The sequence below is a fragment of the Streptomyces sp. NTH33 genome (assembly GCF_003236365.1).
Taxonomy (GTDB): Bacteria; Actinomycetota; Actinomycetes; order Streptomycetales; family Streptomycetaceae; genus Streptomyces.
In genome coordinates this window covers 1-12,187 of sequence record NZ_POTZ01000205.1, presented here as the reverse complement: position 1 = coordinate 12,187, position 12,187 = coordinate 1, and the positions used below count along the sequence as shown (strand labels likewise).

Genomic DNA, 12,187 nt, shown 5'->3' with positions numbered 1-12,187 from the left:
CACCACGGTTACCCGCACCGCCGGATACCGCCCCTCCGCCCAGGACGCCGGCACCGGCTCCGTCCCGGTGTACGACGGCCGCAGCAGCTCTTGGAACCGGGCGAAGTCGCGATCCCCCGAGTGCAACGCTCTCGTCCGCCCCGAGCCGCCCACGACGACCAGCGCAACATCGGGCGGGCGCGGCGCACCGTCCCCGTCCGCGGCCGTCGCGACCGCCGACGTCCCGCACACCATCGCCGCCACTGCCACCGACACCCGCAGCACGGAGATGAGCCGCGGCGCCGTACGCCCGCCCCGCAGTACCATCCGACCGGCCCCCTCTCTCTCGTCCCGCGAACGCGTCCTACACGTCCCGCAGTTCCTGCCGGGGACCCGGGTCCCGCTCACGCCGCAGACGGTCGAGCGGCAGCCTCGATGCGAAGGGCCGCAGCACCAGCGCGAGCAGCGCACCGGCCGCCGCTCCCGGTAGCGCCCACCACCAGTCGGTGCCGTCGCCACCCGTGGTCGGTGCACTCACCTGTACTGTCTGCGTCCCTGTGTCGGCGTCCGGTGCGGCGGTGTCCGCTGTGGCTGCGTCCCCCTCCGACGGCACCGGGAAGATGCCGCTGTGTCCGCTGTCTGAGGGTTTCCTCATCATGTCCAGCTTCTTGAGCAGGGTCCGAAGTTGGTCGGGCTGCTGGGCGAGGTGCCAGTTGCTGTCCCTGGAGTCGGACGCGTGGGCCGCCGTGTGGATCCAGACGGCGTTCTTGTCGGTCAACGGGAAGATGCGGTCGAGCCGCCACACCGTTATGTCGTGTATCAGCCAGGTCGCGTTGATCTGCCGGGCGTTGGCCAGGTCGGCCTCGGACGGCGCTTTCGGGCCGCCCGAGCCCAGCGGGCCCAGGAGTTGCTCCAGAGCCAGATAGTCCTTGTCGGAGTGGTACAGCCCCGTGGCCTTCGCGCTCGAGGGCGAGGTCACCAGCACGCTTGTCGGTCCGCCGGCCGACGCGGAGGACGCGCCCCACACCATCACGGCGAGCACCACCGCCAGCGCGCCCGCCAGCGCGGTCATTCCTCGAACCTTCCACCTGCCCATCCGAACCCCCCTGACCGGTCCTCGTGCGGCCCGTCCCCGGCCGCGTGTCACTTCTGGTACACCGCCCGGCCCGCCGGGGTTCCCACCCCGCGTCCACTATTTCGGCTCTTTCGGCGGACGCCCGGACGTTTCGGCCCCCCGGACTTCCGAGCGGGCGATCCGCACCGCCCGCTCCTTCGAGGCCACTCCCTCCAGCCGGAGCGTCACATCGCCGTCGCGGGTCTCCCGGATCCACAGCAGTGTCGGGCCGGCCGTCCGCTTGCTGCGGGTGAAGCGGTGGCCGTCGGCGTCCACCAGCCAGAGGGTGAGCACGTGCGGGTTCCGGAACCACAGGGCGGAGTTCCGCATCCCGTCCTCCGAGGCCGTCCGGTCCAACCGCACCCACTCCGCAGGCTCCCGCAGACTCTTGGCGAAGCCGACGTCCAACCGCTCCCGGTACTCGTCGAGCCGTACCGTCCGTCCGTGTTCGTGCCAGCACAGGGACACCAGCGACCGCCCCTGCGGCTCATCGGTCACCGTCACCGCGTCCGGTACGCCGAGCACGTCCGGCACCACGGGATCGAAGCCGGCCTGCCGCCGGGCCTGTGCCAGGGACAGGGACGGGCCGCACTCGGGGACCCGCGCCCCCGGCGAGGGCACCGCCGACGGGTCGTAGCGCACCTCGACGCCCGCGAAGTCGAACCAGTCGAGGACCGCCGCCCGCACCGGGGGAGTGAGCGCGAGCACCGTGAGCAGACCGCACAGGGCCGCCGTCAGCGAGCGCCACCGCGTCCGTGTCCAGTGCCGCACCGCCCGCAGCCGCTCACCGGCACCCACCGGCTCGGCCACCGGCACCGGCACCTGATCGGCCAGTATCTGCTGCAGTACCCGCTCGACCATCGTCTCCGGTCCCGCAGCAGAACCGGCAGAACCCGCAGAACCCGCAGAACCCGCCTCCCCGGGCGCGTCCAGCGAACGCCCCAGTGCCCGCAGCTCCTCTCGCAGCCGAGAGGCGTCCTCCGGCTCACGCACGCTCCTCACCCCCTTCCCGTCCTTCCCGGGGTCGGAAATCCGGCAGCAGACGGCTCAGTTTGCGCAGGGCGCGGTTGAGCCGGGACTTGACGGTCCCGCGGGGCCAGCCCAGGGCCTGGGCGGTCTCCGACTCGTCCATCTCCAGCAGATAGCGGTAGGTGACGACCAGGCGGTGCTCCTCGCCCAGCTGCTCCAGGGCGGCCAGCAGAGCGGCGCGGCGCTCGCTCTGCAGCGTCACCACCGCCGGGTCCGCCGACTCCGGTATCAACGACTCGGCCTCCACGAAGGCGGCCTCCCGGCCGGCGAGCGTGCGCTGCCGGGCCGCCGTGCGCACGGTGTTCCTGCTCTCGTTGGCGACGATGGACAACAGCCACGGCTTGAAGGCCGAGCCGTCCCTGAACCGGCCCAGGGCGCAGTACGCCTTGACGAAGGCCTGCTGCACCACATCCTCCGCGTCCGCCCCCGCTCCGAGCGCCGCGGCCGCCCTGAGCGCGATGCCCGTGTGGGCCCGCACCAGCTCCGCGTACGCCTCCGGCTCCCCGGCGCGTACACGGGCGATCACCTCGGCCTCGTCGACGATGCGGCCCCCCTCCCGCGTTCTCACACCCTTGTTACACCGCGCGGGCCGATGTGGTTCCCACCTTTTCCCGACCAGTTCCGGGGCGGGGAGGATCCAGCACCTCCCGGGCCGGGGAGGATCCAGCACCTGAGAGAATGGTGGGCATGGCCTCTGACCGACCCCGCGTGCTCTCCGGAATCCAGCCCACCGCAGGCTCCTTCCACCTCGGCAACTACCTCGGCGCCGTCCGCCAGTGGGTGGCCCTGCAGGAGACCCACGACGCGTTCTACATGGTCGTCGACCTACACGCGATCACGATCCCGCAGGACCCGGCCGAGCTGCGCGCCAACACCCGGCTCGCCGCCGCCCAGCTGCTGGCCGCCGGGCTCGACCCGGAGCGCTGCACCCTCTTCGTGCAGAGCCATGTCCCCGAGCACGCCCAGCTGGCCTGGGTGATGAACTGCCTCACCGGCTTCGGCGAGGCGTCCCGGATGACCCAGTTCAAGGACAAGTCCGCCAGGCAGGGCGCCGACCGCGCCTCGGTCGGCCTGTTCACGTACCCGATCCTCCAGGTCGCCGACATCCTGCTGTACCAGGCCAACGAGGTGCCGGTCGGCGAGGACCAGCGCCAGCACATCGAGCTCACCCGCGACCTCGCCGAGCGCTTCAACGGCCGCTTCGGCGAGACCTTCACCGTCCCGGGCGCGTACATCCTGAAGGAGACGGCGAAGATCTACGACCTGCAGGACCCGACGGTCAAGATGAGCAAGTCGGCCTCGACGCCGAAGGGCCTCGTCAACCTGCTGGACGAGCCCAAGGCCACCGCGAAGAAGGTCAGGAGCGCGGTCACCGACACCGACACCGTCATCCGCTTCGACCCCCAGACCAAGCCCGGCGTCAGCAACCTGCTGTCGATCTGCTCGACCCTCACCGGGACGGGGATCGCCGAGCTGGAGGAGAAGTACGCCGGCAAGGGCTACGGTGCGCTCAAGACGGACCTCGCCGAAATCATGGTCGAGTTCGTGACGCCGTTCCGGGAGCGGACCCAGCAGTACCTGGACGACCCCGAGACACTGGACTCGATCCTGGCCAAGGGCGCGGAGAAGGCGCGCACGGTCGCCGCGGAGACCCTCGCCCGGGCGTACGACAGGGTGGGCTTCCTGCCCGCCAAGCGCTGAGGCGCACCACCGCACACACCCGGCACCGGGCAGAGCGCTGTACATCACTACGGCCGCGCCTGCCCACAACACGGCGGCAGACGTACAGTCGAAGCCGGACGGCAGTGACGAAACGGCCGAGAACCACGAGAACCGAACAGACGGCGCTTCCGACACGACGACAGGAGACGACGTGGGGACCCTAACGATCGGGGTGTCGATCGCGGTCCCGGAGCCTCACGGCAGCCTGCTCCAGCAGCGGCGCGCGGGCTTCGGCGACGCCGCGGCTCACGGGATCCCCACCCATGTCACCCTGCTGCCGCCGACGGAGGTCGACGACGCCGAGCTGCCGGCCGTCGAGGCCCATCTGACGGAGGTGGCCGCGGCCGGACGCCCGTTCACCATGCGGCTGTCCGGCACGGACACCTTCCGGCCGCTGTCGCCGGTGGTGTACGTACGGGTCGTCGAGGGCGCCGAGGCGTGCGCGTGGCTGCAGAAGCGGGTCCGCGACGCCTCCGGACCCGTGGCGCGCGAACTCCAGTTCCCCTACCACCCGCATGTGACGGTGGCGCACGGCATCGACGACGCGGCCATGGACCGTGCCTTCGAGGAACTCGCCGAGTACGAGGCCGAGTGGCCGTGCACCGGGTTCGCCCTGCACGAGCAGGGCCCCGACGGAGTCTGGCGCAAGCTGCGCGAGTTCGGCTTCGGCGGCTGCGCGGTCGTTCCCCCGCAGGCGGGCCCCGTGGACCGCGGCACGCTGCCCACCCGCTGACGGTCCGTGAGGGCTACAGCGGCAGCCGACGGAACACCGCGCGCGGCAGATGCCGCAGTACGGACGTCACCAGCCGGAGCGCACCGGGTACCCACACCGTCTCCGAGCGCCGTCTGAGACCCAGTTCGACGGCGGTGGCCACCTCCTCGGGGGTGACGGCGAGGGGCTCGGCCGCCCGTCCGGCGGTCGCCCCGGACCGTACGAATCCGGGGCGTACGACCATCACGTGCACGCCCGTGCCGTACAGCGCGTCGCCCAGACCCTGGGCGAAGGTGTCCAGACCGGCCTTGCTGGAGCCGTAGATGAAGTCCGCGCGGCGGGCGCGTTCGCCGGCCGCCGCCGAGAGCACCACCAGCGAGCCGTGTCCCTGGTCCTGCAGCGACCGGGCGGCGATCAGTCCCGCGGACACCGCCCCGGTGTAGTTGGTCTGTGCGACCCGGACCGCGTTCAGCGGCTCGCGTTCGTCGTACGCCTGGTCGCCGAGGACGCCGAAGGCCAGCAGCACCATGTCGATGCCGCCCTCGGCGAAGACCTTGCCGAGGGCGGTCTCGTGGGACGCGGGGTCGAGCGCGTCGAAGGGGACGGTGCGCACGTCGGCGCCCAGGGTGCGCAGGTGTGCGGCGGCCTCCTCCAGGGCCGGTGACGGGCGGCCCGCCAGCCACACCGTGCGGGTGCGGCGGGCGATCAGGCGGCGCGCGACGGCCAGGGCGATCCCTGATGTGCCGCCGAGGACGAGCAGGGACCGGGGGAGACGGGTCGGACCGGGGGCAGCTCTCACGGCAGAGGACTGTATCGTCCTGTTATGCACGGTCTGCCGTAGAAACGCGGTGTTGACGTGCTCGCCGAGCGGGCACAGTCCGCATCATGGACTGGCTGAAGAGGCTCCCCGTCGTCGGGCCGTGGGCGGCGCGCCTGATGACCACGCACGCGTGGCGGTCGTACGAGCGTCTGGACCGGGTGAAGTGGACACGGCTGGCCGCCGCCATGACGTTCATCAGCTTCGTCGCCCTGTTCCCGCTGCTGACGGTGGCCGCCGCGATCGGCGCGGCGACGCTCGGCGCCGGGCAGCAGCACACGCTCCAGAACGAGATCGCCCAGCAGTTCCCGGGTCTCGGCAGTCAGCTGGACATCGGCACCCTGGTGCAGAACGCGGGCACCGTCGGGGTCATCGCCGGCGCCGCCCTGCTGCTGACCGGCGTCAACTGGGTCGCCCAGGCGCGGGACTGCCTGCGCGCGGTGTGGGAGCTGGCCGACTCGGAGGAGAACCCGCTGCTGAGCAAGGTGAAGGACGCGGGCGTCCTGGTGGGCCTCGGCGGCGCGCTGCTCGTCACGCTCGCCGTGTCCACCGTCGCCTCGGCCGCCATCGGCTGGACCGCCCGGCAGATCGGGCTGGACGAACACGGCTGGGGCAGCGTGGTGTTGCGGGTCGTCGCGTTCGTGGTCGCCGTGCTGGCCGACTTCCTGGTCCTGCTGTACGTCCTCACCCTGCTGCCCGGCGTCGAACCGCCGCGCCGCCGGCTGCTCGTCGCCGCACTGCTCGGCGCGGTCGGCTTCGAACTGCTGAAGCTGCTGCTGAGCGGCTACATCCAGGGAGTGGCGGCGAAGAGCATGTACGGCGCCTTCGGGGTCCCCGTCGCCCTGCTGCTGTGGATCAACTTCACCTCCAAGCTGGTTCTGTACTGCGCCGCCTGGACGGCGACGGGCGGCAAGGAGGACGAAGCCGGCGGCCGGGGCGGCGAGGACGGCGACGGCGGCGGCCGGGGCGGCGCCGGCGGCAGGGGCGTCCGGCTCAGGGGCGGCTCCGGCGGCGCACCAAGTTCGGCAGCGGCCAGCGGCGGTTGACCAGGAACGCCCCGGCGGCGAGCAGCGCCAGGGCGCCGCCCGCGATGCCGAGGGCGGTACCGGCGCCACTGGAGCCGCTCCTGACGGAGGCGCTCGCCACGGGCCCGGACGGCGATCCGCCGCCGCCCGCCTGGCCGGCCGAGGGCGTGGCGCCCGGCTGCCCCTTCGCGCCGACCGCGCTCCTCGGCGGCACCAGCTCGCCCACCGGCCGCACCTTGCCCGCGGCGGCGAAGCCCCAGTCGAACAGCTTGGCGGTCTCCTTGTAGGCCTTGTTGTGCTCCTTCTTCTCCGGGTTCATCACCGTCACGAGCAGCACCCGGCCGTCGCGTTCGGCGACGCCGGTGAAGGTGTTGCCCGCGTTGGTGGTGTAGCCGTTCTTCACCCCCGCGATGCCCTGGTAGACGGAGACGTCGTAGTCGCCGCTCAGCAGCCGGTTGGTGTTCTGGATCTCGAAGGAACCGCGGGTGGTCCTGCCCTTCTTGTTCTTCTTCGTCTCGCCGGGGAACGGGGCCCGTACGGTCGAGCAGTACTCGCGGAAGTCCTTCTTCTGCAGCCCGGAGCGGGCGATCAGCGTCAGGTCGTACGCCGAGGAGACCTGGCCCTTGGCGTCGTAGCCGTCCGGGCTCACCACGTACGTGTCGAGGGCCTGCAGCTCCTGCGCGTGCGCGTTCATGTCCTCGACAGTCTCCTTGACGCCGTCGTTCATCGCGGCCAGGACGTGCACGGCGTCGTTGCCGGAGCGCAGGAAGACGCCCAGCCACAGGTCGTGGACCGTGTACGTCTCGTTCTCCTTGATGCCGACCAGGCTGGAGCCGGGGCCCACACCGGCCAGGTCGGCCGGGTCGACCTTGTGCGTCTGCGTCTTGGGGAACTTCGGCAGGACGGTGTCGGCGAACAGCATCTTCAGCGTGCTGGCCGGGGGCAGCCGCCAGTGCGCGTTGTGGGCGGCGAGGACCTCGCCGGACTCGGCGTCGGCCACGATCCAGGAGCGGGCGGTGATGTCCTTCGGCAGGACCGGAGCGCCGTTCGCCAGGTCGACCTGCGTGCCCGGCCGGCCCAGGAGGGCGCCGCCCACGGTGGACATCTGCGCCGGGGGAGTGGCCGACGGACTCGTCTCCGGGACGGCCGGCGCGGCGAGGGCGGCGGGCGCGGCCAGGGAGACGGACAACAGGGCGGCGGAAGCGACCAGCAGGCAGCGCCTGGCGGTCCTCTGGGGTGCGGGCACGACCGGAAACGTACCTGGCGCCGGCAGTGACGTTCCGCCCGGCCTCCCACCCCGGGCGCGGAGCCCGGCGCCCGGCAGCGATACTGAAAGCATGAAGCTCAGCCGCCCCGTCTCCTGGTTCCTGCTCGCCTTCGGGGTGTGGAGCTGGGTCATCTGGGTCACTTTCGTCAAGAATCTCGTCAAGGACAGCAGCGGGCTCGCGTTCGACGAAGGGCATCCGACGGCGTACTTCTGGGTGCATCTGACGCTCGCCGTCGTCTCCTTCGTATTGGGGACGGTCATCGGGGCCATCGGGTTGCGCGGAGTGCGTGCACTGCGCCGGACGTCATAGCGTTCTCGGCTCCCCGACCGGAAGGTACGTACGGCATGGTGGTCGTCTTCGTGCTCGTGGCACTGCTCGTCCTGGCCGGCGTGGTGGCGGCCAACTGGTACCTGTGGCGGCGCCTGTTCCGCGACACGACCCGCGGTCCCGGCCCGGTGCGGCGGGCCGGGGCGGTCCTGATCACCGGTGGCTGGCTGCTGGCGATCGCGGCCTTCGCCGGCGCACGCGCCGGCGCCCCCTTCTGGCTCCAGCGCATCCTGGCCTGGCCCGGCTTCCTCTGGCTGGCCCTGTCGCTCTACCTCCTGCTGGCCGTCCTGGCCGCCGAACTCCTGCGGCCGGTCCTCCACCGCCTCCTCGCCCGCCCGGCGGTACGGGACTCCGGGCCGGGGCGCGACGGGCGGACGGCGCCTGCCCGCGCGACGGCGCCTGCCCGCGAGGCGGCGCCTGCCCGTGAGACGGTGCCTGCCCGTGAGACGGTGCCCGGCGGTCCGGCGCCCGCCCGCGCGACGGCGCCCGGCGGCCCGGCGCCCGCCCCCGAGGCGGGGCCCGGCGGCTGTCCCGTCGCCGAGGCGCACCCCGTTTCCGGGCAGGCGCCCCCGGCCGGGGAAGAGGCGGTGGTCCAGGTGCCCACCCGGCGGCTGTTCGTGTCCCGGGTGGTGGCCGGGGCCGCTGCGGCGGCCGCGGTGGGGACCGTCGGGTACGGGACGTACGGCGTGCTGCGGGGGCCGCGGGTGAAGAGGGTCACCGTGCCGCTGGCGAAGCTGCCGCGGGCCGTGCACGGTTTCCGGATCGCCGTGGTCAGTGACATCCACCTGGGGCCCGTCCTGGGGCGCGGCTTCGCACAGAAGGTCGTCGACACGATCAACGCGACCCAGCCGGACCTCATCGCGGTCGTCGGGGACCTGGTGGACGGCGACGTCAAGGACCTCGGGCCGGCGGCGGCGCCGCTGGCGGGACTCCGGGCGCGGCACGGGGCGTACTACGTCACGGGCAACCACGAGTACTTCTCCGGCGCCGAGCAGTGGGTCGAGGAGGTACGGCGCCTCGGCCTGCTCCCCCTGGAGAACGCGCGCACCGAACTGCCCGGCTTCGACCTGGCCGGCGTCAACGACCTCATGGGCGAACGGGAGGGACAGGGCCCCGACTTCGAGCGGGCGCTCGGCGACCGGGACCCCGCACGCGCGTGCGTGCTGCTCGCCCACCAGCCCGTGCAGATCCACGAGGCCGTCCGGCACGGCGTGGACCTCCAGCTGTCCGGCCACACCCACGGCGGCCAGCTCTGGCCCGGCAACCTCCTCGCGGCCGCCGCCAACCCGACCGTCGAGGGCCTGGAGCGCTACGGGGACACCCAGTTGTACGTCTCCCGCGGCGCCGGCGCCTGGGGCCCGCCCACGCGCGTGGGCGCCCCCTCCGACATCACCGTCGTCGAACTCGCCTCCCGGCAGGCCTGAGCACCGGCTGAGAACGCCTTGTGAAGCAAGTGCGAAACACGTCTTCGTAACTTATTCTCCCCGCCTCCACACCCGGCTTCCCCCAGGTGAGAGGCGTGTGATTAGGTGTCGGCGCCACGAGGACGTGGCACGTGTAAAGGGCCCGCGAAGGGTCTGGGGAGGCTACCGATGCGATCGGTTCGCATACGGATACTCGCGGCGCTGCTCGTACTGGGCGTCGTGGGCGTCGGCGGCTGGCAGTTGCTGCCGTCGCAGGAGGACAAGGACAAGGCGATCGTCGTCGGCACGACGGACGCCGCCACGTCGCTCGACCCGGCCGGCACCTACGACGCCGGCTCCTGGGCGCTGAGCAGCAACGTGTTCCAGTCCCTGCTGACGTTCGAGCCGGGCGCCATCTCTCCCGTGCCGGACGCGGCCAGCAGCTGCGACTTCGTCGACGGCGGACTGCGCACCTACCGCTGCGAACTGCGCGACGACATCAAGTTCCCGAGCGGACGCACGATGACCGCCGAGGACGTGAAGTTCTCCTTCGACCGCATCAAGAAGATCAACTCCGACGTCGGCCCGGCACCCCTGCTCTCCACCCTCGGCTCGGTCGAGGCCGCCGGCTCGACCGTCACCTTCCACCTGTCGTCGCCGGACGCCACGTTCCCCCTGAAGGTGGCTTCGGGAGTCGGTACCATCGTCGACCACACTCGTTATTCCAAGGACGCCCTGCGTACCGGCACCCAGGTCGACGGCACCGGACCGTACCGGCTGAAGGAGTACGCCAAGGACAAGAGAGCGGTGCTGGAGCCGAACGGCTCCTACAAGGGAGCCGTCAGCGGCACCGGACGACCGGTCGAGCTGCGCTACTACAAAACCGCGAGCGAGCTCGACCGGGCCTGGCAGGGCAAGGAGATCGACGTCGCCGCCCGCACCCTGTCCCCGAAGGTCCTCGCCGGACTCAACGCGAGCGACCCCCAGCATCGCGTGTCGGTGTCCGGCAGCTCCGACGTCCGCAACCTCTACCTCAACACACGTGCCTCCTCCCCGCTGCACGACGTCCGCGTGCGGCGGGCCATGGCCTGGCTGATCAACCGTGAGCAGCTGACCAGTTCCGTGTACGACGGCACCGTCGACGCGCTGTACTCGCTGATCCCGACCGGCATTACCGGCCACAGCACGTCGTTCTTCGACGCCTACCCGACGCAGGACGTCAAGCGGGCGCAGGCGCTGCTGACCGAGGCCGGCGTGTCGCTCCCGGTGCGCTTCACCTACGGCTACGGCAAGCGCGGCGTCGCCGCCGAGGAGGCCGCCGAGCTCAAACGGCAGCTGGAGGCGAGCGGCCTGTTCAAGGTCGACGTCAAGGGCTACGAGTGGGCCGACTTCCAGAAGCGCTGGGTGGGCGGCAAGCTCGACGCCTACGCGGTCGGCTGGGTCGCCGACTACCCGGACCCAGACACCTTCGGCTCCGGGCTCGTCGGCACCGGCAGTGTCATGAACACCGGCTACAGCAGCAAGACCGTCGACAAACTCATCCTGGACAGCCAGCAGCACGCCGACCGCAGCCGGGTCGTCACGGACTTCCGCGCCCTGCAGGCGGAGATCGCCACCGACGTGCCGCTCATCCCGCTGTGGCAGCGCAAGGAGTACGTCGTCACCAGCAAGGACGTCGGCGGTGGCCAGTACCTGTCGGACGGCTCGGGCGCCTTCCGGCTGTGGAAGCTCGACTGGATCTGACCGGTGTCCGCCGGAGGCCGACGTGGTCAGGAAGTCTTCTTCTGCCCGGCCCTGAGGATCTCGGTCACATCGAGGGTGACCTTGGCGCCGATGGAGTCGGGGAGGGTGACGAGCTCGCCGGGGGCGTGGGGGCGGTGGTACTCGTACTTGCCCTCGACCGGATCCGCCAGGACGTGAAGACGCTGATGTTTGCGGTCGACGATGACGTAGACGGGGACTTTCGCCTCGGCGTAGGCGGCGACCTTGGTCTTCAGGTCGTCCTTCCAGTTGCTGGAGGTGACCTCCAGGACGAGACGGAAGCAGACCGGGTCGTACGCGTTGTTCTCGACGAAGTGCTCGTCGATGTCGGCGTCCACCACGACGAGGTCGGGGATGGCGTAGTCCTCGGCGCCGGCGGGCAGCCAGAGCCCGACGTTCTGGAGGACCTCGGTTTCGCCGTCGTCGAGTCCTGCTGCGATAAAGGGGCGCATCAGTTTCGTCAGAGCGCGGGCGTGGGGGACATCCGGTGATGGGGTCACGAGGAGGTGGCCTCCGATGATCTCGACGCGGTAGCCCGGATGGCGCTCCATGATCTCGTCGGCGATGGCCGTGAGCGAGAACGGCCGGTCGTCGTCGAAGGGCTGCTCGACGGATGCGGCGGACATCGCGTGCCTCCTAGGGGCTGGTGTCGAGAGCATCATCGTAGGCAGGCAGGGCCCCGGGTGTCCCGTTCCGGCCCGTTCACCCGAAAGTGATCACTCGGCCGCGGCGCCCGGAAGCGGGCGTGGCCGGGGCGGGCTCCGTCAGGGCCTGCGGCCGAGCTCCGGCCGCTTGCTGTAGTCGGTGAACCCCAGGACGTTGCCCCACGGGTCGGCGATCTCGACGGTCCAGCCGGTCGCCCCCGCGGACGGCTCGTCGAGCAGCGCGATCCCGGCCGCCGTCAGCTCCCGCGCCGCCGTCCGCGCGTCCGGCACCTCCAGCCACACCCGGGGCGAGGGCCACGGCGGCGTCCGGTGCCCGAACGTCTCCTCCGCGCGCAGCAGGATCCCCGGCGCCTCGCCCCCCACCT

General features: G+C 71.6%; 13 protein-coding genes and 1 pseudogene. 6 read left to right on the top strand and 8 right to left on the bottom strand.

Annotation, left to right across the window (positions count from 1 at the left end; all coding sequences use genetic code 11):
- The 4 genes and pseudogenes from C1I97_RS40690 to C1I97_RS19980 all read right to left on the bottom strand — a co-directional run.
- Positions 1 to 306: pseudogene (locus C1I97_RS40690) on the bottom strand (hypothetical protein); the annotation flags it as partial.
- Positions 307 to 343: 37 nt separating this feature from the next.
- Positions 344 to 1,051 carry a hypothetical protein gene (locus tag C1I97_RS19990; protein WP_258382652.1) on the bottom strand — a complete coding sequence of 236 codons (708 nt, stop codon included), beginning with the start codon at positions 1,049 to 1,051 and terminating at the stop codon, positions 344 to 346.
- A gap of 120 nt (positions 1,052 to 1,171) precedes the next feature.
- A complete protein-coding gene (locus tag C1I97_RS19985) occupies positions 1,172 to 2,095 on the bottom strand; it encodes a hypothetical protein (RefSeq protein WP_181446804.1) in 924 nt (307 codons plus the stop codon).
- Positions 2,079 to 2,690 (bottom strand): RNA polymerase sigma factor, encoded by a 612-nt coding sequence (locus C1I97_RS19980; protein ID WP_181446803.1) that lies wholly within the window; start codon positions 2,688 to 2,690, stop codon positions 2,079 to 2,081. The genes C1I97_RS19985 and C1I97_RS19980 overlap by 17 nt, the downstream gene beginning before the upstream one ends.
- A 119-nt stretch (positions 2,691 to 2,809) precedes the next feature.
- Here C1I97_RS19980 and trpS point away from each other — a divergent pair, with 119 nt between their 5' ends.
- Together trpS and C1I97_RS19970 are read left to right on the top strand one after the other, a co-directional pair.
- Positions 2,810 to 3,823: a tryptophan--tRNA ligase gene (gene trpS, locus C1I97_RS19975; protein WP_111004587.1), complete on the top strand. Its 1,014-nt coding sequence runs from the start codon at positions 2,810 to 2,812 to the stop codon at positions 3,821 to 3,823.
- A gap of 172 nt (positions 3,824 to 3,995) precedes the next feature.
- Entirely contained in the window at positions 3,996 to 4,577 is a 582-nt protein-coding gene (locus C1I97_RS19970) for a 2'-5' RNA ligase family protein (RefSeq protein WP_111004584.1), read from the top strand.
- 13 nt (positions 4,578 to 4,590) lie between these two features.
- On the opposite strand, the gene C1I97_RS19965 is transcribed toward C1I97_RS19970, so the two are convergent.
- A complete protein-coding gene (locus tag C1I97_RS19965; protein WP_111004583.1) occupies positions 4,591 to 5,355 on the bottom strand; it encodes a decaprenylphospho-beta-D-erythro-pentofuranosid-2-ulose 2-reductase in 765 nt (254 codons plus the stop codon).
- A gap of 86 nt (positions 5,356 to 5,441) precedes the next feature.
- Here C1I97_RS19965 and C1I97_RS19960 point away from each other — a divergent pair, with 86 nt between their 5' ends.
- The gene (locus C1I97_RS19960; protein ID WP_111004582.1) at positions 5,442 to 6,419 is read left to right on the top strand and encodes a YihY/virulence factor BrkB family protein; all 978 of its coding nucleotides are present in this window, start codon (positions 5,442 to 5,444) and stop codon (positions 6,417 to 6,419) included.
- On the opposite strand, the gene C1I97_RS19955 is transcribed toward C1I97_RS19960, so the two are convergent.
- A complete protein-coding gene (locus C1I97_RS19955; protein ID WP_369008363.1) occupies positions 6,367 to 7,644 on the bottom strand; it encodes a D-alanyl-D-alanine carboxypeptidase family protein in 1,278 nt (425 codons plus the stop codon). The two genes, C1I97_RS19960 and C1I97_RS19955, sit on opposite strands and share 53 nt — an antisense overlap.
- A 91-nt stretch (positions 7,645 to 7,735) precedes the next feature.
- Here C1I97_RS19955 and C1I97_RS19950 point away from each other — a divergent pair, with 91 nt between their 5' ends.
- The 3 genes from C1I97_RS19950 (at position 7,736) to C1I97_RS19940 (ending at position 11,139) form a co-directional block, all read left to right on the top strand.
- Complete coding sequence (locus C1I97_RS19950) at positions 7,736 to 7,975, top strand: SCO4848 family membrane protein (RefSeq protein WP_111004586.1); 240 nt, start codon at positions 7,736 to 7,738, stop codon at positions 7,973 to 7,975.
- Positions 7,976 to 8,010: 35 nt separating this feature from the next.
- Positions 8,011 to 9,417 carry a metallophosphoesterase gene (locus tag C1I97_RS19945; RefSeq protein WP_111004580.1) on the top strand — a complete coding sequence of 469 codons (1,407 nt, stop codon included), beginning with the start codon at positions 8,011 to 8,013 and terminating at the stop codon, positions 9,415 to 9,417.
- 168 nt (positions 9,418 to 9,585) lie between these two features.
- Positions 9,586 to 11,139, top strand: a complete 1,554-nt coding sequence (locus C1I97_RS19940) for an ABC transporter substrate-binding protein (protein ID WP_111004579.1) — start codon at positions 9,586 to 9,588, stop codon at positions 11,137 to 11,139.
- Positions 11,140 to 11,165: 26 nt separating this feature from the next.
- Here C1I97_RS19940 and C1I97_RS19935 read toward each other — a convergent pair whose 3' ends face one another.
- Together C1I97_RS19935 and C1I97_RS19930 are read right to left on the bottom strand one after the other, a co-directional pair.
- Positions 11,166 to 11,783, bottom strand: coding sequence for a Uma2 family endonuclease (locus tag C1I97_RS19935; RefSeq protein ID WP_111004578.1), 618 nt, complete (start codon positions 11,781 to 11,783; stop codon positions 11,166 to 11,168).
- Between the two features lie 138 nt (positions 11,784 to 11,921).
- A partial coding sequence (locus C1I97_RS19930; protein ID WP_369008362.1) for a VOC family protein occupies positions 11,922 to 12,187 on the bottom strand: 266 nt, incomplete at its 5' end.

Coding starts and splice junctions, on each gene's coding strand:
- trpS (WP_111004587.1), top strand. CDS start 2,810: ATGGCCTCTGACCGACCCCGCGTGCTCTCCGGAATCCAGCCCACCGCA.
- C1I97_RS19945 (WP_111004580.1), top strand. CDS start 8,011: ATGGTGGTCGTCTTCGTGCTCGTGGCACTGCTCGTCCTGGCCGGCGTG.
- C1I97_RS19960 (WP_111004582.1), top strand. CDS start 5,442: ATGGACTGGCTGAAGAGGCTCCCCGTCGTCGGGCCGTGGGCGGCGCGC.
- C1I97_RS19990 (WP_258382652.1), bottom strand. CDS start 1,051: ATGACCGCGCTGGCGGGCGCGCTGGCGGTGGTGCTCGCCGTGATGGTG.
- C1I97_RS19950 (WP_111004586.1), top strand. CDS start 7,736: ATGAAGCTCAGCCGCCCCGTCTCCTGGTTCCTGCTCGCCTTCGGGGTG.
- C1I97_RS19940 (WP_111004579.1), top strand. CDS start 9,586: ATGCGATCGGTTCGCATACGGATACTCGCGGCGCTGCTCGTACTGGGC.
- C1I97_RS19935 (WP_111004578.1), bottom strand. CDS start 11,783: ATGTCCGCCGCATCCGTCGAGCAGCCCTTCGACGACGACCGGCCGTTC.